At 42.4% G+C, this 20736-nt stretch carries 20 protein-coding genes; 4 read left to right on the forward strand and 16 right to left on the reverse strand.

The window, feature by feature from the left end:
* Positions 1-12 precede the first annotated feature (12 nt).
* Together AC623_RS17170 and AC623_RS17175 are read right to left on the reverse strand one after the other, a co-directional pair.
* Complete coding sequence (locus AC623_RS17170) at positions 13-546, reverse strand: histidine phosphatase family protein (protein WP_049664798.1); 534 nt, start codon at positions 544-546, stop codon at positions 13-15.
* The gene (locus AC623_RS17175) at positions 528-1298 is read right to left on the reverse strand and encodes a phosphosulfolactate synthase (RefSeq protein WP_049664799.1); all 771 of its coding nucleotides are present in this window, start codon (positions 1296-1298) and stop codon (positions 528-530) included. The genes AC623_RS17170 and AC623_RS17175 overlap by 19 nt, the downstream gene beginning before the upstream one ends.
* Before the next feature lie 193 nt (positions 1299-1491).
* On the opposite strand from AC623_RS17175, the gene AC623_RS17180 reads away from it, so the two are divergent.
* The 4 genes from AC623_RS17180 (at position 1492) to AC623_RS17195 (ending at position 4428) form a co-directional block, all read left to right on the forward strand.
* Positions 1492-2715: an MFS transporter gene (locus AC623_RS17180; RefSeq protein ID WP_049666743.1), complete on the forward strand. Its 1224-nt coding sequence runs from the start codon at positions 1492-1494 to the stop codon at positions 2713-2715.
* A gap of 14 nt (positions 2716-2729) precedes the next feature.
* Positions 2730-3011, forward strand: coding sequence for a hypothetical protein (locus tag AC623_RS17185; protein WP_049664801.1), 282 nt, complete (start codon positions 2730-2732; stop codon positions 3009-3011).
* Positions 3012-3261: 250 nt separating this feature from the next.
* A complete protein-coding gene (locus tag AC623_RS17190) occupies positions 3262-4029 on the forward strand; it encodes a sulfite exporter TauE/SafE family protein (protein ID WP_049664802.1) in 768 nt (255 codons plus the stop codon).
* 183 nt (positions 4030-4212) lie between these two features.
* Positions 4213-4428 carry a hypothetical protein gene (locus AC623_RS17195; protein ID WP_156187069.1) on the forward strand — a complete coding sequence of 72 codons (216 nt, stop codon included), beginning with the start codon at positions 4213-4215 and terminating at the stop codon, positions 4426-4428.
* A 188-nt stretch (positions 4429-4616) separates the two neighbouring features.
* Here AC623_RS17195 and AC623_RS17200 read toward each other — a convergent pair whose 3' ends face one another.
* From AC623_RS17200 to AC623_RS21835, 14 genes are all read right to left on the reverse strand, one after another.
* Positions 4617-5156 carry a TVP38/TMEM64 family protein gene (locus tag AC623_RS17200; RefSeq protein WP_049664806.1) on the reverse strand — a complete coding sequence of 180 codons (540 nt, stop codon included), beginning with the start codon at positions 5154-5156 and terminating at the stop codon, positions 4617-4619.
* A gap of 19 nt (positions 5157-5175) precedes the next feature.
* Positions 5176-6369 carry a PDZ domain-containing protein gene (locus tag AC623_RS17205; protein WP_049664807.1) on the reverse strand — a complete coding sequence of 398 codons (1194 nt, stop codon included), beginning with the start codon at positions 6367-6369 and terminating at the stop codon, positions 5176-5178.
* A gap of 152 nt (positions 6370-6521) precedes the next feature.
* Positions 6522-7973, reverse strand: coding sequence for a S41 family peptidase (locus AC623_RS17210; protein WP_049666745.1), 1452 nt, complete (start codon positions 7971-7973; stop codon positions 6522-6524).
* Between the two features lie 131 nt (positions 7974-8104).
* Entirely contained in the window at positions 8105-9253 is a 1149-nt protein-coding gene (locus tag AC623_RS17215; RefSeq protein ID WP_049664809.1) for a trans-sulfuration enzyme family protein, read from the reverse strand.
* Between the two features lie 221 nt (positions 9254-9474).
* Positions 9475-10059: a redoxin domain-containing protein gene (locus AC623_RS17220; protein ID WP_049664810.1), complete on the reverse strand. Its 585-nt coding sequence runs from the start codon at positions 10057-10059 to the stop codon at positions 9475-9477.
* A complete protein-coding gene (locus AC623_RS17225; protein ID WP_049664811.1) occupies positions 10052-10636 on the reverse strand; it encodes a hypothetical protein in 585 nt (194 codons plus the stop codon). Before AC623_RS17225 ends, AC623_RS17220 begins: the two co-directional genes overlap by 8 nt.
* Positions 10637-10836: 200 nt before the next feature.
* The gene (locus AC623_RS21245; protein WP_077247304.1) at positions 10837-10944 is read right to left on the reverse strand and encodes a YjcZ family sporulation protein; all 108 of its coding nucleotides are present in this window, start codon (positions 10942-10944) and stop codon (positions 10837-10839) included.
* A 159-nt stretch (positions 10945-11103) separates the two neighbouring features.
* Complete coding sequence (locus AC623_RS17230) at positions 11104-12465, reverse strand: murein hydrolase activator EnvC family protein (protein ID WP_049664814.1); 1362 nt, start codon at positions 12463-12465, stop codon at positions 11104-11106.
* Positions 12466-12539: 74 nt separating this feature from the next.
* Positions 12540-13424, reverse strand: coding sequence for a permease-like cell division protein FtsX (gene ftsX, locus AC623_RS17235; protein ID WP_049664815.1), 885 nt, complete (start codon positions 13422-13424; stop codon positions 12540-12542).
* The gene (gene ftsE / locus AC623_RS17240; protein ID WP_049664817.1) at positions 13414-14100 is read right to left on the reverse strand and encodes a cell division ATP-binding protein FtsE; all 687 of its coding nucleotides are present in this window, start codon (positions 14098-14100) and stop codon (positions 13414-13416) included. Before ftsE ends, ftsX begins: the two co-directional genes overlap by 11 nt.
* A gap of 340 nt (positions 14101-14440) precedes the next feature.
* Positions 14441-14782 carry a cytochrome c551 gene (gene cccB, locus AC623_RS17245; RefSeq protein WP_049666748.1) on the reverse strand — a complete coding sequence of 114 codons (342 nt, stop codon included), beginning with the start codon at positions 14780-14782 and terminating at the stop codon, positions 14441-14443.
* Between the two features lie 382 nt (positions 14783-15164).
* A protein-coding gene (gene prfB / locus AC623_RS17250; protein ID WP_156187070.1) for a peptide chain release factor 2 occupies positions 15165-16263 on the reverse strand; the annotation gives its coding sequence in 2 pieces (ribosomal slippage) (positions 15165-16190 and positions 16192-16263; 1098 coding nt in all).
* A gap of 467 nt (positions 16264-16730) precedes the next feature.
* Positions 16731-19235, reverse strand: coding sequence for a preprotein translocase subunit SecA (gene secA, locus AC623_RS17255; RefSeq protein WP_049664820.1), 2505 nt, complete (start codon positions 19233-19235; stop codon positions 16731-16733).
* A 212-nt stretch (positions 19236-19447) separates the two neighbouring features.
* Positions 19448-20512, reverse strand: coding sequence for an AsnC family protein (locus AC623_RS21835; RefSeq protein WP_049664822.1), 1065 nt, complete (start codon positions 20510-20512; stop codon positions 19448-19450).
* Between the last annotated feature and the right edge of the window lie 224 nt (positions 20513-20736).

Genomic DNA, 20736 nt, shown 5'->3' on the forward strand with positions numbered 1-20736 from the left:
TCCCTGATGACGTTAGAAATGGAAGGTCAATGTAATGCACTCATTGTTTTCTACCGTCATTTTATTCATATTGTTGATATGGCCGTATTGGAAATACGATATAACAGCTCTGATCCATGACCCATGGCCAAACACTAAAAGATTGTTCAAGTCTCGGTACTTTTCCAAAAACGAGATAATTCTCTCTTCCAAGTTGATAAGGCTTTCCCCTAGGATTAATGCTCTTGGCTGTTCGAACCATTGCTCTCCATATTCTTCGTACAGCTTTTCTTTTGGAAGCCCTTCAAAAGGGCCAAAGTCTAATTCGTCTAATAAAGGCTCTGTTTCAAACGAATAACCATAAAGACGGGCTGTTTGCTGGGTTCTTTTCAATGTGCTCGTTAACACCATATCAAATGGTGATAATGCTTTAAGCTGCTGTTGATTGCGAGCAATGCCTTGCCTAGATCCTTCTGTTACAGCTGCAAGGGCAATGTCTCTTCTTCCTTGTAGCCTTTGCTCCTTGTTCCATTCTGTCGGGAGATGCCTTATAAAGGTAATTTGCATTCACTATCCTCCAAATAAAATGTCTCGCTTCTTAATCCGCAGCGTTGAGCTTCTAACACTAACACATCCGTTAACTTCACATTTCCTACATTTACATTTGCTCCAACTTCTTTAATAAAATACATTTGATGCTTCGGAGTAGGAGCTTCAAAAATAATTTTTTTGCTATCAATGTCCTTAATTAATTCACTGATCAAGTTACTCTTAACCTTGCCGTTTTTCTCATAAATACCAGCAGTCCCAGAATCCCTTCCTTCTGTAATGACATACTGGCAGCCTGCTTCTAAAAATTGCTTAATTTCATCTTTCCATTGAGAAATGGCCATTTCCTTGCTGGAATCTTTTGATCCGACTTCGGCAATCACGCAGAAATCTTTTTTGATCTGAGCAATAAGATCGAGACGTTCTTGCAAAGGAATATTGAGTGTCCCGTTTGAAACTTCAATATAGTCAATGCCTAAATTTTGCAAGCTCATCAGGTATTCCGGAATCTTATTCTGGTGGTAGCATTTTTCAAATAAGGTTCCTCCAAAGTAAGGATGGATATTATATTGCTTATAAAGTTCGATCTTTTCCTTTAGATTAGGGGTCACATAAGCAGAGCCAAAACCCATTTTGGCAATATCAATCATAGAACTGTAATCGTTTAAAATACTTTTTAGCTCCTCTAAAGGGGTTCCTAAATCAATAACGGAAGTTAATCCGTATGTCCTGTTTCCTGTTGTCCTTTTCGGTAATTCTAAAAATTCCATAGGAAATGGGCCTCCTCTATTTTTCTAAGATAGATTATTCAAAAACTGGGTAAACGTGTAGATAATGGGCTTTTCCCCATAGAAATTAGACGATTACCCCGTATAAATGCCCATCTCTGCTCAAACAATAGGAGAAGTATATATTCTCAACAGTCAGGGGTGTACATCATTGCCAAAGCAAAAAAAGAAAGGCATGACTATTTTTGCGATCGGGTCTATTCCGCTTATTCTTGTCTTAGGAAACTCCATGCTGATTCCCGTTCTTCCAAGGATGAAAACAGAACTGGATATATCTCAATTTAAAGTGAGCTTGATCATTTCAGTGTTTTCCATTGCGGCTGCCGTATCGATTCCGGTATTAGGTTATTTATCAGACCGGTTTTCGCGGAAAGCTGTGATCATTCCTGCTCTTATTTTGTACGGAACTGGGGGACTTTTAGCAGGATTTGCAGCGGCATGGTTCTCAAATGCCTATACATGGATTCTTGCTGGGAGGGTTATGCAAGGGATCGGCGCCGCAGGAACAGCCCCAATCGCCATGGCGTTAACCGGGGATTTATTCAAAGGTGGAGAGCAAAGTAAAGTATTAGGACTAGTGGAAGCCTCCAATGGATTCGGGAAGGTTATTAGTCCGATTATTGGTTCACTCGTAGCGCTGCTCTTCTGGTATGCAGCATTTTTTGTCTTCCCGGCTTTTTGTCTAATTTCCATTTTGTTAACAATTTTCTTTATTAGAGAAAAGAAAACAAAAAAAGAACCGCCGCCTGTCGGCAAGTATGTAAAGGGGCTCGTCTCCGTTTTCAAAACAGAAGGCCGCTGGCTGTTTGCTGCTTACCTAACAGGTGCGATTTGCTTGTTTACTCTATTTGGAATTTTATTTTATATTTCCGATATTCTCGAGAAAGACCACAAAATTGATGGTCTGCTCAAAGGAGGTATTTTAGCCATTCCTCTGCTGTTCATGACCACTACCTCCTATATAACCGGAAGTAAAATCGGTAAAAAGATGAGACTGATGAAGTCATTAATTGTAATAGGGCTGTTGTTAATGACAATCTCTTTTTCAACATTAGTATTTTTTGATCGCTTAGTTCCTTTCTTTGCCGTCCTTGTCATTAGCAGTATCGGCACCGGGCTCGTTCTGCCATGTATAAACAGCTTTATTACCGGCTCGGTTCCTTCCGACCGCAGAGGGTTCGTCACTTCGTTATATGGTTCAGTCCGCTTTTTAGGTGTGGCAATCGGACCGCCCGTTTACAGCGCGTTAATGGCCTGGTCACGAACAGGCATGTTTTTAGGGACCGCCGGGCTTACGCTGCTGGCTGCACTGCTATGTCTTGTGCTCATTAAGGTAGGCAAAAAAGAACCATCTGAGGAAAAAAGCGATACTTTGTTTGAAAAACTTCAATTTACGTAAAGGAGCAGGTCAATTTGCAAATATACTTTTCACCTGAGGTTGTAACACCTCATTTCCAAGTGTTAAATGTCGTAGACCCTGATCATAAAGCTGTCGGAAACGTAGCTCTTTTATTTGATGAAAAAAAGCTCTACGTATATGGAATATTGGAGGAGGAAGAAGTAGGGGCTGATTTCAAGGACTTAGTCACCCCTTATATAAAAGGCCTCACTAAGGCGAAGCCCGACTTAGATGTTCTTTCCTGCTTATATGTCGGCTGTAAAAAAATAGAATTAAATACAAAAGAAGAAGGTTAAGCTTTTAAGCCCAGTCACTAATGACTGGGCTTAATTTATTGACAGACGTTTCCCATTACCTTAAAACCGAAGAAACGTGAAAGAAGCTGGTCAAAACTTTTTCTCAATCTTCTTTGCTCCCCGCTCCTTTTGTCTTCTGATCGCTTTTTATTGCGCTAGTCCCCTTACATATCTATGTAGCAAGGCGGACGCCCCTTTCATAAATTGAGGGTATAAAACTTGATTAAAGATAGACTGGGGTGTGCGTCTAATGAGCATGGGGATTATTATCATGGGACTCTTTGTTGGTTGTTTGGTTGGATTGACAGGTGTTGGCGGTGCAGCTTTGTTAACACCTGTTTTAGTTTTAATGGGGATCAGTCCAGCAATCGCCGTCGGAACTGATCTCGTGTATAACTCTGTTACAAAGCTTTTCGGTTCTTTTCAGCATTGGAAGCAAAAAACGATCGACCTGCGATTAGTAAAGTACCTGGCCATCGGGAGTATTCCAAGTGCTATTTGTGCAGTCGGACTCCTTCACCTGTTCGATTCCTTCTTTAACAATCAGGAGGAAATTATTAAACATGCGTTAGGGTATGTGCTCATTTTGGTGGCGTTGACTACGCTCATCAAAACCTTTATGAAGGATCGATTTGAGTCCAATTATTTTCAAAGAAAGCCTTTGGAGGAAAAGCGAGGCTTGACGATCGCTATTGGAGCCGTATTAGGCTTCATTGTTGGATTAACCTCTATTGGCTCGGGTTCATTATTTGCCTTAGCTATGCTTTATCTGTATAAAATGCGCCCCTCAGAGCTAGTTGGAACCGATATTGCCCATGCTTTTCTGCTCGTTACAGCGGCTGGCCTTATGCATGCTGGAATAGGAAACGTTGATTATTTGTTAGTGATCAATCTCTTGCTCGGTTCCATTCCAGGTGTCATATTAGGAAGCAGCTTGTCAGCTAAGTTTCCGGCCAAACCTTTAAGAACGGTTATGTCCCTCATTATTCTCATGAGCGGCTTCAAACTAATCACTTAATGACATCGATAAAATTCAGCGGGGAGAAGGATAGAGAGCCTTCTCTCTTTTTATTTACTGCTGCACGGTAAATAGCTCCAGTATAATCTATCGTTAAATTTGTAAAACTAAGTATAGCTCTAAAGCATTTGCTTTTTAGAGGCCCTTCGTTTGATCAATTTACTACAGGAAGGATGGGTTGTTATGAATAACCAAGGCGGTATCATGACCTCGTTGTTAGCTGTAGGAGCGGCTGGAGCGGCCATTTATGGAATATCGAGAGGGATAAAAAATGGAACTTTCCAACAGCTCTCTCAGACAGTCTCTAACTCATTAGACAACCAGGCTGTCGAACAAATAGCGAACTCTGTGCTTGGCATGAACCAAAGCCAGTCTTCTCAACGTCGAAACAATCGATAACTTTATCGAAAAGCAGAGAAAACGATAAGACTGATAGCTAACTCCTGTTCCTTCCACATAACGGAAACCCCTTTTGGACGCAATCGCCCAAAAGGGGTTTTTTATTCTGCCTCTCCTTCTTTTTACATTGTCACATAACCGTGAGTATGCAAACAAAAGAACACTGAAGCATCAGTGCTCTTTTAATCCTATTTTTTCTTAAGAAAAAAGTAAAAAGCGATGATTAAAGTGAGACAGGTAATAGCAGCAAGCTGCCAATAAGACGTGGATGCAAAAATTTGTTTCACTGAATACGCCTCAATGAACAAGGAAGGAATTTTTCCAATGGTGCTTGCTAAACTAAAGGAAAGCAAGCTCATCCTGCTTAAAGCTGCTGTCAGCGTAACAGCACCGGAGGGAACAAAAGGAACGATTCTCAGTAAAAGGACGAGAAAGATTGCCTCTGCTCCTCCTGTATCCTTGAGTTTATTTAAAAACTTATGGTTGAATTGTTTATGAAGCTTTTTAAATCCGTGTCGATAAAGAATAAAGCTGACGACAGCCCCAGCCGCTTCCCCCATAATGGAGACGAGCAGTCCCCATTCAAACCCAAACAGAGCGATATTCGCTCCTGTCAGGAAAGCACTCGGAAGTATACCTGAAACAGCAACAATTATATTTAAACTAATGCTTGCTAAAAACGCTAAAGCTGAATTAGCCGGAAGCCATTGAATCCATTCATTCTCCACGCTCTATTCCTTTCTAGGGTCAAGAGTATCGTTCATTCTCTTCTGCCATAAGCTCCTTGTCTTCATCGGCTAAGATTAAACCAAGCTCGTAATGCTGGCCTTCATAGAGTGAGCCTTGAGCAAATCGATTTTGGCCATTGACATCGACAACCTCGAGCTTACAATAGGCAGCATTTTTTTGCAGTGCTTTATAAAACTCATTTTCTGTGTTCACTTCTATGCCATTGACCTTGTAAATAATTTCTCCAATTTTCAAATCCATTTTCTTGGCTGGTGTATACGGCAAAATGCCAAGAATCATCACACCTTTTGGCTGTGGCGTAAAGAAATAGTGACGGTCCTTCTCATAAGCATGATGACGCCAGGAAATCCAAATACGGCTAAGAAAAGCAAATACAGCACTTACAATCGCAAGCAGCGGTACCCAATAAGCTGCGATAGCGAGCAGCAAGGTCACGACGCCAGCCGCTATAATATTTTTTCCAGTTGCCTTAACAGCAAGCTCTGGGAGCGTACTTTTAACCAACTGAGCAAAACCAACTAAAAAAGGAAACCAAATAAAGGAGTATGTTTCTGAACCGATCGAGACAACCGGCCACCAAGGCCACGGCGATGTAAGCTCACCTGTTGGCAATACTAAAAACACCGGCACAAGCCACAATCGCTGAGCCAATTGCACGCCTACTTTTAATCCGCGCGGACTTTCTACGAGACGAGGCGATGTTCCTTGCCAGCCTTGCTTTAGCATAAGCAGTCCCTCTGTGATGAATAACAACGCTAACACGATGGCCATTGTCATAAGAATTTTATTAAATGAGAGCCCTTCGTATGGAATAAAGGAATAACCTATTTTTTCCGATACAACGAAGATCAGCAAAGCGAGGCCGATTATCCACGCAGGAGACAGCAGCCGAAAACCACCTGCACTTAAGACAATCGTAACAGCGGCGATGAAATTAAGCAGTCCAAGCGGAAGGGTTAATCCAAAACCCACCGCAATAATGGACAGGAGCAGTCCAATTAATAAACTAGACGGCAGTATGTAGCGAACCTCCTGATAAATATCATACACCCGCGTGTGAAAGTCTTTTCGTTCCCTTGATACTCGAAACATGCCGACAACAAAAGCGAGCAGGAACGAAAAATAAAAGATTGGATGGATAAATAACTTTCCAAAGCCGGCCAAAAGCTCCAATAACCATTCTTGTAGCATGGCGTCTCCCCACCTTACATTAATTGCATTCTACTCAACATTGTAGCAAAAAAAGCGGACATGCGTGAGTATATATCGCGTTTCATTTATAAAAGAAGTATTTCCATATAAAAAAGAACGGCCGGCTGCGTTCAGCAGCGACCGTTCTTCCATTATTTATTTAAGCTTTTTATATAAGAGAGAGCCGCTTGCAGCTGAAGATCATTTTTTTCCTTTTTCATTTCTTCCATCCATTTCTGTTCAAGCTGATTTGCTGTTTGTTTATCGATTTTCCCTGTTACCTTGATTTCCTCTTGAACCTGCAAAGCACGAACCGCTTTTTCTGTTTCTTCGCTAAAGTAACCATCTGTTCTTCCAGGCGCATAACCGAGACCGTCGAGCATCATTTGGGCACTCTTTACGCTATCATTGTTCATTTCACGAGTTAACGGCTTGTTGACCTGGAGAGGATGAGCATAAAAGTAATGAGGCTGTCTGACTTCGATGTCAGGTTGAATGCCTTTATTGTGAATCCAATTGCCATTCGGTGTCAGCCATTTATGAGTCGTCAGTTTCAGATTACTTCCATCTCCAAGCGGTACTGGCTGCTGAACAGTCCCTTTACCAAAGCTCGTTTCCCCAATGATCGGGTACCCTTCCGCTTCTTTTAACGCACCTGCCAATATTTCAGAAGCAGAGGCGCTTCCTTCATCTGTCAGTACCGCAATTGGATAAGGCTTTACTTTTTTCGTTTCAGAAAAATAAGGGACTTTTCGTCCTGACTTTTCTTCAATTTGCATATACGGTTTATTTTCCGTCACAAGCTCTTTTAAAATCGCTTCTACACTCGTTAAGAAGCCGCCCGGATTTCCACGCACATCAATGATAAGACCATTTAGTTCTTTTTTCTCCATCTTCTTTAGGGCTGATTTGAAGTCTTTAGCTGTTTCCTCAGAGAAAGAAGTCATTTCAATAACGCCAATTCGCTTCCCTTGCTTTTCTTTCACTTTGGCAAAGACCGTTTCAATTGGGATATTGTCGCGTTTCACTTTAACATTAAGTGATTTCGTCATACCTGGACGCATAATGCCAATCGTCACCGTCGACCCTTTTTTGCCGCGTATTTTCTTTGTTGCTTCATAAATCGTAAGACCACTGACCGTTTTTCCATCAATTGTGACAATTTGATCTTTCGGCTTTAATCCTGCTTTTTCTGCAGGTGAATCTTTAAATGGAGCGACGATCGTCAGTTTACCGTCCACCACCGTAATTTCAGCACCGATGCCTTCAAACGAGGAGTCCAGTGATTCCTCGAATTGCTTCGCTGTATCAGCATCCATATAGACAGAATAAGGATCTTTTAAAGAGCTGACCATCCCGTCAATGGCCCCTTCTATCAGCTGGGTTCGATTGACCTTTTCAACATATTGATTAGCAATCACTTCGTATACGGTCTGTACTTTATGAAGCTCGTCTGGCAGATTTTCATTTCCCTGCTCTGGTGCTTGTCTTTGCGGCTCGGCTATGTTTTCATTTCCGTCCAGCACCAGCAGCCCCCCGTACATTCCACCAGCTCCTATCATAAAAGAAAACAACACTAGCACTGCCACCCATTTTCTCTTCACCATTCCGCCCCCTCCGATTTGGAAAGCTAAAAAAGCCGCCCGGCTCACTACCGCACGGACAGCCCTTTCTCCCACTTTATGAAGAAAATGGACAAGTTATGAATGAAAAAAGGGGGCAGTCCCCCGCTATATTAACGCGTTAGTGCATCGTTGATCGCTTGTTCAACCTGCTGGAGAATATCCGCTGATTCCTCTATGCCAACCGAGATGCGAACGACTCGTTCGTTAATTCCAATTGCACTTTTTTCTTCGTTTGTCAACGCTCGATGCGACGTGCCAAGCGGGTAAGAAACGGTTGTTTCTACGCCGGCTAGGGAAGGGACGATCTTAATCCATCCAAGTGCAGAGAAAAATTGACTCATATTGACTTCTTCCGTTAACTCTATGCTCACCATCGCCCCATTGCCCTGCTCTGATACGTACTTAGGGTAATACGTCTTTTTCACACCGTTATGTTTCTGAAGAAAATCAGCCAATTCTTGCGCATTTTTTGCCTGTCGTTCCATGCGGATGGCCAATGTCTTTAAACCACGGTAAGCGAGCCATGATTCAAACGGGCTCAAGTTCATTCCCATATTTACAACCCGGCTACGGCTCTTCTCAATTAATTCTTTGCTGCCAACTAGTACGCCGGCTGTAATGTCGCTATGTCCGCCGATATATTTTGTTGCACTATGAACGATGAGATCTACACCTTTTGTAAATGGCTGCAGTAAGTAAGGCGTCGCAAATGTATTATCAATCATGACAGCTAGATTATATTTTTTTCCTATCTCTACTAGACCTTCTATATTTTCTACACGTAAAAAAGGGTTGGAAATCGTTTCAGAATACAACAGTTTGGTATTTGGCTGAATCGCTGCTTCAATCGCCTGTTGATCACGGAAATCCACAAATGAAGCCGTAATGCCGAATGCCTGTAATTCTTCTTTTATTAAATGATACGTTCCGCCATAAAGATCACTCGCTGCAACGACATGATCTCCATTTTGTGCTACGGTTAAAATTCCTGCGAGAATAGCCCCCAGTCCGGAGGATGCCGCTACACCATCCGGAGCCTCTTCCAGTGCTGCTACCGCTTTAGCCAGCTCATCTGTATTAGGATTGCCATTTCTCGTATATAAATAAGGTGTTTCCCCTTCGAAGTAGCCCTCTAACTCTTCCAAACTGCTAAATGAAAAAACAGAAGTCTGATAAATAGGCGTTGCCTTACTCTTGAAATTCCGCTGCTCCGCCAATCCGCTATGTACCGCTTTCGTTCTAAATGATCGTTCTTTCATATACCTATCTTCCCTTCCCTTTATGACGTTGATGCTGTGAGGAACTGTTCCCTCTTAAGCTTTTATATACATACTCTACACCGGTTGGTCCAACATGGCCAATGTTATTTATTTGGAAAAGAGGTTTCATTTCATACTTCTATGACTATAGAGCAGCCTGCCTGTCCCAAGTAATGAACGCAGCGGGGGATTGCCTCCATGCTGCGTTCATGTATGATCATTTATTTAAGCTCGCTTACGAGTTGATTCATCATTTGTTCGTCCATAGGGCCTATGATTCTTTGATGAATAGTGCCATCTGTATTGAGAATATACGTCGTTGGAATGGTGGCGATTTGGTATGTTGAGCCAGTGGTCCCGTCTTGGTCAAGTAAGATGGGAAACGTTAAACCGTACTGCTTGGAGAATTCAGCTACTGCTTCTTTCCCTTGATCATTATTCGTTAAGTTCACTGCTAAAATTTCTACATTGCTTTTGTTTGCTTCTTTTTCATAAAAGTTTTGCATATGAGGCATTTCGGCTTTACAAGGCGGACACCAAGTAGCCCAAAAATTCAATATGACTTTTTTGCCTTGATAATCGGATAAAGCTGCTTTTTTTCCATCTAGGGTTTCCAGGATAAAGTCGGGCGCTTGATTGCCTATTTTGAGGCCAACAGCCTTTCCAGCCATTACCTCTTGGTTCTCCCCAGCTTTTATCCCTGGATTTTCAATTTCGGTTATTTCCTTTTTATCCTTCATAATATTTATTGCTGCAATTCCCGCAAGTAACACGAGCAGCAATACCCCAAACCATTTTTTATTCACTAGGATTCCTCCTTATCATCAAAGTAAAGAACAGAGCTGCGCCCATATAAAGCAAGCTGCTGTTAGAGAATAACTCAGCAGTCAGTGATTCAAATAACAACTGCCACAAAGTAAACAACCAGATGGTTTTGCTTATTTGCCCCAGCGGGATAGCGAGCAGGGCAACACTGCCAACAAATTGGCTAAACGCCAGCATCCCTGCTTGTCCAATTAACAAGGACATCGCTAACTCGAAGGAGGCAATGACAATCATCCATGTCCAAACAGCCTGCGCCTGCTCTTCTTTTCGGCATCGCCTAACAACATATATGCCTACCGTGATCAAGCCGAGCCAAATTCCTTTCCAGCCGCCGTTAAAATACAGGATAGACAAAGGAGCCTGTTTGACAATCGCAAAGCTAAACAGAAGCACGCTTGCTTTCCACACGGCAACAAATAGAAAAATGGCATTGCCGTAAATATCTAAAATATATCGTTCTTTCTTCAGCCAAAGTACAAGTGCCGTGATGACAAAAGCAGCCAAAACAGCAAGCTGGGCAGCTGGAATGGTTAAAGAGCCTATCGTAAACCAGTTCATTTTATTCTATTCCTTTACAAGAAAATCTTGCCTGCCACAACCTTCCCTCTTCCATTTTGTGAGGGACTATGATGGGCAGCCGTTTCATACACCTATAGGTATTACATTACACAAAAAGCTGCTTATCGTCCAACTTCTTTTTATTATAAGCAAAAAAGGGCTGCTCCCAAAGATCAGCCCTTTTCTTCCTCTTTTATTTATTAGTAACCCCAGCCAATATAAGCTGCTCCCACAATAATCAAGAGGATAAACAAGACAACGATCAACGCAAAGCCGCCCCCGTATCCGTATCCGCCACCAGCGCTCATGCATTACACCTCCCCTTTACTTACAATTACAGACTATTCAAAAGGGGGGAGATTGCGCGGGCGAATGCCCAGAACAGACTCTTTAGACCGGTGTCTATAAAACAAAAGCTGCCCGTGGAGACTCATATTGAGATTCCAAGAGCAGCTTTCTATTAAAAATTAAAAGTTTACATATTTACGTGGGTTCACTGCATTTTCTTTAGACAACGTCCAAGGGCCTTCGTGAACTTCAAAGTGCAGATGCTGGCCAAATGAACGGCCAGTGTTACCCATATAGCCGATAATCTGGCCTTTTGAGACACTTCCACCTTGAACAACACGCTCTGACATATGCGCATAAACGGTAGTCACTATCTTTCCATTAATAGAATGAGAGATTAGAATACAGTTTCCATAGGAAGACGAATAATAAGAACGGATTACTTGTCCATCCGCCGCAGCGACAATCGGGACACTGACACTATTTGCAATATCGATCCCTTTATGGTCTCCTAAGCTTCTCAAACCAAATTCAGAGGATATATGTCCTTGCGCCGGCCGCGTAAATGCGCCTGCTGAAACAGATGGTGTTTCATCTGAACGGTTAACTGATGATGTTTCTTCTTTAGGAGCAGAAGGAGCAGGAACAGCTGCTGGTTGGCGTTGTTGGCTCTTCTTCTGATCCGCTTTATTTCGTGCTTCTGCTTCTCTTTCACGAGCGAGTCTTTCTTGTTCCTTACGTGCTTGTTCTTCTTTTGCCAGGCGGGATTTTTCAGATGCAATCGCTGCTTTAATCGCCTTTTCTTGAGCAGAAAGCAGTTCTTGCTCTTCTTCTAAGCTTAGCTTTTGATTGTGCGTGTGATCTTCCTCAGTAGCAAGCTGCTCCATCACCTGATCTTTCGCTGCTTTTTTCTTATCAAGCTCTGCTTTTAATTTTTTCAAATCAGCCAGCATATTCTCTAAATTAGCCAGCTTTGTTTTTAACTGTTTTTCACTTTTTTCAAGCTGTTTTTTATCTTTTTCTTGCTCTTCCAAAATATCTTTATCGGCATTTACAAGCGTTGTAACAGCGCTTGCACGACTAATAAAGTCCGTAAAGCTTTCAGAGCCGAGCAGCACATCAATATAACTCGCTGAGCCGCCGCTTTGCTGAAGAGAGCGAGCCCGTTCCTCAAGAACACGATTTCGTTCAGCAATCCGGGCTTTCAATTCTTCTATTTCTTTCCGAAGCTTCGTTATTTCTTGCTTTGTCTCCGCAATAGCTGTTTGTTTTTCTCGGATTTGTTTTTCTGCTTTAGAGATAGACTGATCCAGCTGTTTAATTTCTGCAGACAGCTTTTTCTGTTGATCTTGGAGTTTGGTAATTTTGTTGCTCTTCTCACTAATGTTTTGTTCAATATTCGATTGTTTACTATCAATGTCATGCTGACGGCTCTCAAGGTCAGATAATTTGGAGGCAAATACCTCTTCCGCCAGTCCAAATGTACTTCCTAAACCAAGTGATGCCGCTAAAGCAAATGTAAGTCCTGCACGTTTCTTCAAACTCCAATCTCCTCTCTTCTCTCTAAAAATTTCTAGTTTATCTGTTTGATAGTCGGATATAAGTATAGTATTCGTTAAATCTTTAAGAAGCGGCGAACCGCCATAAAGCTTCCCCACATGCCAATGAAGGCTCCGATTAGTAAAATAACGCCACTGATTTGCCATATAAACGGGAAGTAAGGCAGCGGCTGAATAAAATGGCCTTGCACATGGGTTGTAATGGCCTTCACGACATACGAATAGCCGATAGATACCGCTGCAACCGGCAGTACAGAACCGATTAGCCCGAGCCATAGGCCTTCCAATAAAAACGGCCAGCGGATAAACCAGTTGGTGGCTCCCACTAATCTCATAATTTCAATCTCTTTTCGCCGTGCAAAAATAGTCATCTTAATCGTATTTGAAATCAAGAACATCGCTGTAAACAACAATCCTAAACTAAGTACTAATCCAACGTTACGGCTTGTTTTTAAAAAGCTGAATAACCTTTCAACTTTTTTCTCACCGTAAACAGCGTCCTCTGTATAATCAAACCTTTTAATCTTCTTAGCTACTTTCGGCGTGTCCGTAGGATGCTTTGTTTTCACAACGAACACGTCATAAAGCGGATTGTTTTGTTCGAATAAGGCAAAATCCTCGCCCATGTCTTTAATCAAATTTTGCAGTTCTTTTTCTTTTGGTGAATACGTTACACTTGCCACCTCAGGCAAACTTAACAGCTGCTCTTTCAACTTCTCCTGCTCCGTTTTAGTTGCCTCTAACTTGACAAGCACGCGTACTTCGACATCATTTTCTATATCGGTCGCGGCTTTGTTTAGGTTTAGCAGGATGGTAAGAAAAACCCCTACTAGCAATAGAGTAACCGTAACAGCTGAAACAGCAGCAAACGTCATCCAACCGTTTCGGCTTAAATTTTTAAAACTTTCTCTGAAATGGCGGCGGAATGTTCTAGACTTCATAACCATAATCCCCCCGCTGTTCATCTCGTACAATGCAGCCGCCTTCAATGGCAACTACTCGGCGGCGGACCGTATTAACAATTTCTTTGTTGTGAGTAGCCATTACAAGCGTTGTACCTTGAGCATTGATTTTTTCAAAAATGTCCATGATGTCCCAAGCTGTATCTGGATCAAGATTCCCCGTTGGCTCGTCTGCAATAACGACCTTAGGTTTATTCACGATGGAACGAGCAATCGATACACGCTGCTGCTCTCCACCGGATAATTCTTCCGGAAGCATTCTCGCCTTATTTTTTAAGCCGACGAGCTCCAGGACCTCCATCACCCGCTTTTTAATAACAGCTGGACTTTCTTCGATTACTTCCATCGCAAATGCCACATTTTCATAGACTGTAAGCGTTGGCAATAACTTAAAGTCCTGAAACACCACGCCAATTTGACGACGCAGTAAGGGGACAGATCGAGCTTTTAAAGTCGACAAGTTTACTCCATTTACGACAATACGGCCGTTTGTTGGTTTTTCTTCTCTATACATTAGCTTTATAAAAGTTGACTTGCCGGCACCGCTTGGCCCGACAACGTAAACGAACTCACCTTGTTTAATGGAAATATCAACACCTCGTAAAGCCAAAACTCCATTTGGGTATTTTTTTGTCACACCCTTCATTTCTATCATCAAATCACCTGTCACTTTTTGTCAATTATACAGGAAAAAGCTGAAAAAATTCAGCTTTTCTGCTCAAATCAAGACCTATTATATCACTGATTAAACCCTTGTTAACCGTTAAATACATTACATTTTCTTTTCAGGTCGTAATATATCCGATTATTTCTATGATAAATATGTAAAAATGATCGCTTTTCTCTATATAAAACGCTTTATAAAATGAATGAAAAAGTTGTAATATTTTGTGTCAGGTTGTTCTATTTTGTTTGTCGGTAAAGGAAGATAGAGGGGATCAAAAGAAGAAAAAATAAAGAATGCAGTGTATGTTTCTGCATTCTTGTGGTTACCATTATTTTTTTGTAGCAAGCCAGTCAGCTACCGCTTCAGCATCGGCACCTTGGACGATGTTTGGAGGCATTTGGCCTTTACCATTTTTAACAATGTTTAAAATTTCATCTTTGCTATATTTACTTCCGATTTTGTCTAAAGCAGGCCCAACCTGTCCTTCAAGATTCTCACCGTGACAGCTTAAGCAGTTCTGCTTGTACACTTGTTCACCCTGTGCACTGGCCGTCTCTTTCCCTCCGTCTTCATTGTTGCCTTTGTCTGCGTTGTCATTTCCGCCGCCGCATGCTGCGAGCGCCACGGATGAGCCAATTAACAGAGCCATTAATGATTTTTTAAATTCCATGTTCTCTCCTCCTAGGAAAAAATAACAATGCATGTTAAGTATACCAAAGCCGCCATGTTTTAAAACCAAGTTAAACACTTGAAAATTACTAAGAGCCGCTTCTATTCCAGCTGCCTCAATGCTTTCATCAATTGTATACACTTTATGAACTTTCATTCAGTCGCCTGTTGACATACGCGGAAGCTGCTCGGTATTCTTTGGCATCAAAATTATTGTGCTGCATCATAGTCAATTTTATGTATCCATTGAAGCCCTCTCTTTATTACCATAACCGTTTTTAGCTTCTTTAAACTTGTAAAAGCTAATTAGATGGCCTTTGGACAATGTCTCCATGCCACCATTCAAAAAGCCCTTTACTGCTCTAACAGTAAAAGGCTACATTTTATAAACGCGAACGCAAATATGCATTAATAAACGGATTAATGTCTCCGTCCATTACCGCTTGAACATTCCCGGTTTCCTCATTTGTACGATGGTCTTTTACCATTGAATAAGGGTGGAAGACATATGAACGGATTTGGCTTCCCCAGCCGATTTCCTTTTGTTCACCACGAATTTCTGCCAATTCTGCTTCCTGCTCTTCAATCTTCTTCTGATAAAGCTTAGCTTTCAGCATTTTCATGGCTTGCTCGCGGTTCTTAATTTGTGAACGCTCAGATTGACATGTCACGACTGTATTCGTCGGTAAATGCGTAATCCGGACAGCAGAATCAGTTGTATTGACGTGCTGACCACCGGCACCGCTTGAACGGTACGTATCGATCTTAAGATCATCTGGACGGATATCAATTTCAATATCATCGTTAAACTCCGGCATAACCTCGCAAGAAACGAACGACGTATGACGACGGCCTGAAGAATCAAATGGCGAAATTCGCACTAAACGATGTACACCTTTTTCAGCTTTTAAGTAGCCGTAAGCGTTATGCCCTTTAAATAAAAGCGTAACACTTTTTACGCCTGCCTCGTCTCCCGGAAGGTAATCCATTGTTTCCACTTTGAATCCTTGCTTTTCTCCCCAACGGGTATACATACGCAGCAGCATCGAACCAAAATCCTGCGACTCTGTGCCACCCGCACCCGGATGCAATTCTAATATGGCGTTATTCTTATCGTATGGATCACTTAACAATAACTGCAATTCAAAATCACCGATGCGATTCCGGAACTCCTCCAGTTCGCTTTCTAGTTCATTCTGCAGTTCTGCGTCTGCTTCTTCTTTGACAAGCTCATGCGTCAGTTCAAGATTTTCTTGTGTATCGAGCAGCTCTTTATATTCATTCACGATTTCTTTTAAACCGTTTGCTTCATTAATCACTGTCTGAGCAGCCTGCTGATCATCCCAAAAATTAGGATGCAGCATTTCATCTTCAAGCCCAGCAATGCGTTCCTCTTTGATTTCTAAGTCAAAGAGACCCCCTGAAGTCCGCCAATTTCTTAGCTGTTTTGTCTAACTCATTTCGAATTTCAAATAATTCCATATAGGCACCTCTTCTTTAGTGTAAAAATGTTGTATTGTGCACACATTATTCAAGACATGAATCTGGCGTGCTGTTGATCATTCCAGCCATTTTGTTTACGGAACTGCTGCAGCGGCCGGCCCGTACGGTGGTTTCAGACTTTCTGCTGAGTCAAAGAACGACTCCTTGTCAAGCCCTCCAACCTCCTATCGGGCTAAGCGGGCCGCTTCCGCTTTTCTTTTGTCTAGCTGCAGCGGCCAGCCCGTACGGTGGTTTCGGTCTCTCTGTCGGAGTCAAAGAACGACTCCTTGTCGAGCCCTCCAACCTCCTATCGGGCTAAGCGGGCCGCTTCCGCTTTTCTTCTGTCTAGCTCCGCCTCCTTGCCCCTCGAGGTCACAAGCCAATCCGTCCGGAAAGGTTACAGAACAACCTTTCAGCCGGCCAGTCTTGTGCTTGTCGGGCCAAAACAGTCGGCTCCGCTTTTCTTCTCACCCGCAGCAGTTTTTGTATTTTTTGCCGCTTCCACATGGGCATGGTTCGTTTCGACCGACTGCTGGTGCTTTTCTAACAGGTTTTTTCTTTGCTTTGCTGCCTTCGTCTTCTTTCGGATTGACAGCCTGACCTTTAGCTACTTCTTGCCGCTCCAGGTTGTTTTGGATTTCTGCTTTCATGACATATTTAGCCGCTTCCTCGTTAATAGAGGCAACCATGGCTTCGAACATAGCGAATCCTTCGTTTTGGTATTCTCGCAGTGGATCGATTTGTCCGTAGGCGCGCAGGTGAATCCCTTGACGCAATTGATCCATGGCATCGATGTGATTGATCCATTTAGAATCGACCGCACGAAGCAGAACGACTTTTTCAAACTCGCGCATCTGCTCCTCGCCCATTTGTTCTTCGCGTTCGTCATAGCGCGCTGTTACTTTTCCGTAAATGACATCAATCATTTCATCGGCATCTTTGCCTTGTAAATCAGCGGTTGTCAGTTCCCCTTCACTTAAGAGGCTGCCATTTACATAATCGACAATCGACTGCAGATCTTTCTGCTCTTCCGATTCAGTCGCACTCATATGAACTTGTACAACTTGCTTAATGACCGTTAAAATCATGCCTTCTAAAATTTCACGCAAGTTCTCTGATTCTAGTACTTCATCGCGTTGTTTATAAATAATCTCACGTTGCTGACGCAAGACATCATCGTATTCAAGCAGGCGTTTCCGGGCATCAAAGTTGTTGCCTTCCACGCGTTTTTGAGCGGATTCTACCGCTTTGCTGACCATTTTGCTCTGGATCGGCTGGCTATCATCCATACCAAGCCTTTCCATCATCGATTTCATGTTATCGGATCCAAAACGGCGCATTAATTCATCTTCCATAGAAAGATAAAATTGCGTAACCCCCGGATCACCTTGACGTCCAGAACGTCCACGCAGCTGATTATCAATCCGGCGGGATTCGTGACGCTCCGTACCAATAACGGCTAGACCGCCTAGTTCTTTTACGCCCTCTCCCAGTTTAATGTCCGTTCCGCGTCCAGCCATGTTAGTCGCAATCGTTACGGCCCCCGGCTGACCCGCTTCCACAATAATTTCCGCTTCACGGCCATGATTTTTTGCATTCAGAACGTTATGGGGAACGCCCCGTTTTGTTAACAAGGAAGAGATCAATTCAGATGTCTCGATTGCGACTGTACCCACAAGCACAGGCTGCTTCAGCTGGTGACGCTGATAAATGTCTTCCACAACGGCGCGGAATTTGCCGTCCATAGAAGCATAAATTAAGTCAGGCCGGTCATCGCGGGCAATCGGACGATTCGTCGGAATGCTGATAACTTTCATATTATAAATATTGCGGAATTCTTCTTCTTCCGTTTTAGCTGTCCCCGTCATCCCGGCAAGCTTTTCATACATCCGGAAAAAGTTCTGGAACGTAATCGTTGCCATTGTCATACTTTCATTTTGAATCGAGACGCCTTCTTTTGCTTCAATTGCCTGATGAAGCCCATCACTGTATCGGCGGCCTTTCATTAAGCGGCCTGTAAATTGGTCAACGATAATAACTTCATCTTCTTGTACTACATAATCAACATCTCGCTGCATCGTGACATGTGCTTTCAGCGCCTGATTAATATGGTGATTAAGCGTTACATGTTTCAAATCAAACAAGTTTTCAATTCCGAACGCTTTTTCCGCCCTATTAATTCCTTCTTCTGTCAACAATACGCTTTTTGTTTTTACGTCGTACGTATAATCATCCTCTGCTTTTAACGTGCGGACAAAACTATTAGCGTGAATATAAAGCTGTGTTGACTTTTGGGCCTGGCCAGAGATAATCAGCGGTGTTCGCGCTTCATCAATTAAAATGGAGTCTACTTCATCGATCACCGCATAGTTCAGCGGGCGCTGTACTTTATGTTCTTTATAAAGCACCATATTATCCCGTAAGTAATCAAAGCCAAATTCATTGTTCGTTCCGTACGTAATATCCGCTGTGTATGCTTCTTTTTTCTCTTCCTTCGAGAGACTGTTTAAGTTCAACCCGACAGTCAAGCCGAGGAAGTTATAAAGCTCTCCCATTTCCACAGCGTCACGTGAAGCCAAATATTCGTTAACCGTAATTACGTGAACACCTTTGCCGGAAAGAGCATTTAAATACACGGGCATCGTGGCCGTTAACGTTTTCCCTTCCCCCGTCTTCATCTCAGAGATATTTCCTTCATGAAGGGCAATCCCCCCCATTAACTGAACACGGTATGGATAAAGACCGAGCACACGGCGCGCTCCTTCGCGTACGACTGCAAATGCCTCTGTTAATAAATCGTCGAGCGATTCACCTTTTGCATAACGCTCCTGAAACTCTATTGTTTTGGCGCGCAGTTCCTCATCAGACAAACTTTCCATTTGGTCTGCCAATGATTCAATTTTTTGCGCCATTTTTTCTAACCGCTTAACATCGCGTTTATTTGCATCAAACATTTTTGTTAGTAAGCCCATTTATAGCCGCTCCTTTTTACTTGCAACAAGTTAGTCCGTGAGCCTGAAAACCCTCATAAAATCCTATTTAATATTACCACTATCCCCTATTTGAAACAACTGAACGGCATAGACGAAAGACTAGATTAAAAAGTAAAAACGCCCATTTAGGGCGTTTAAAAGTATAGATAGCGTCTATCTCCACATAACGGGCTATCTGCAAACGAGCGTTTTTATACTTGTAACGCTTGTTTATCCTGTTGCAAGTGTCCTTCAAGCACCTGCTCCATTTCCTTCACTCGCTTTGCCAGACTTGCAGCGGATACACCGAGGCGTGAAGCGAGCTGACTATTTGAATAGTCGGTATCAATCATTTGATGAGATTGCAAAAGCGAATAAACGGCAGCCGTATAAATCTCCGGTTTGCGAATAGTTGGATTTTCTTTTTGGCAATATAAATTCCAGAGAAGCACAGCTGTTTGCTGGCGCAGCTCCCCTATCCCTTCTTCCTGTAAAAAGGCAAGCAAGGCGTCTGCTGTTTTCTTTTGAGATTCTTTTTCCCATGTCAATTCACTATGGTCTAAAGCCTTCTCTTCGCTTTCATTTTGCTCTTCATAGATAGAAAATAGCCCTTCTAACACAGACAGCCAGTTAGCCGCCAAGAATTGTTGTGAGCTGATTTCTTCCGATTGTTTAAATTGTAAGGACAGCCAATTCGTTGCTTTTGGTACAACGTATTGTTCAAAATGAAAATCAATCATGAAAAATGTATACTCTTTTTCAAATGGAAGAAGACCGCCACTTACGAATACTCCCTCAATCGGCAGCTGTCGGCGTGCACGAATAGATACCGTTTCTCCTGATAATACGTCTTCCACTTCGTAAACATTTCCTCGCGCCGTTTTTACCGTACCTGCGATAAACTTCACTTGAGGCCATGTAAGGAAAACGGTTCTCGTCCGTTCTCTATTCACCGTTTGCGCACGATGAGCAACGAATTCCTGAAGAATCGTTTGTCCATTTTTTAAAGGCTGTGTTAAAATAAACCAAATTTCAAAAGCGATTAAATACACCTGTGGATCTTTGCGAAGCACCTCATATGTATGTAAGAATGATTGAAAGTGTTTTTTCATTTCATATGAATGATGTTCCATGGCGTAATCGATTAGTTCACGCTGCAGATTTTCAAGTTCCTCCTGCATCACTCCATGAATGGCAGAACCTTCTATTCTTCCACAGCATTTTTTGAATTTCTTTCCGCTCCCACATGGACATGGTTCATTTCGTCCAACTAACATAAATTTACTCCCCCCTGGATCATCAACTCTTTCTCTATAGTAACATGGATTGTCAATCCATAGTAGAGAAGGCGCCAGGAATAAAAAGTCATTTCTCGCGCCCCATATCCAAATTTGACGAATCGTGGAGACTATTGATAAAGGTTCTTTCGTTTTGCATTCATGTTTAAGAATATAGAGCCTAGAAATGATAGACAAAGTTATCAGGTTAATGGAAAGCACTT

Origin of the sequence: Bacillus sp. FJAT-27231 (assembly GCF_001183975.1) — a bacterium.
GTDB classification, from domain to species: domain Bacteria; phylum Bacillota; class Bacilli; order Bacillales; family Domibacillaceae; genus Pseudobacillus; species Pseudobacillus wudalianchiensis.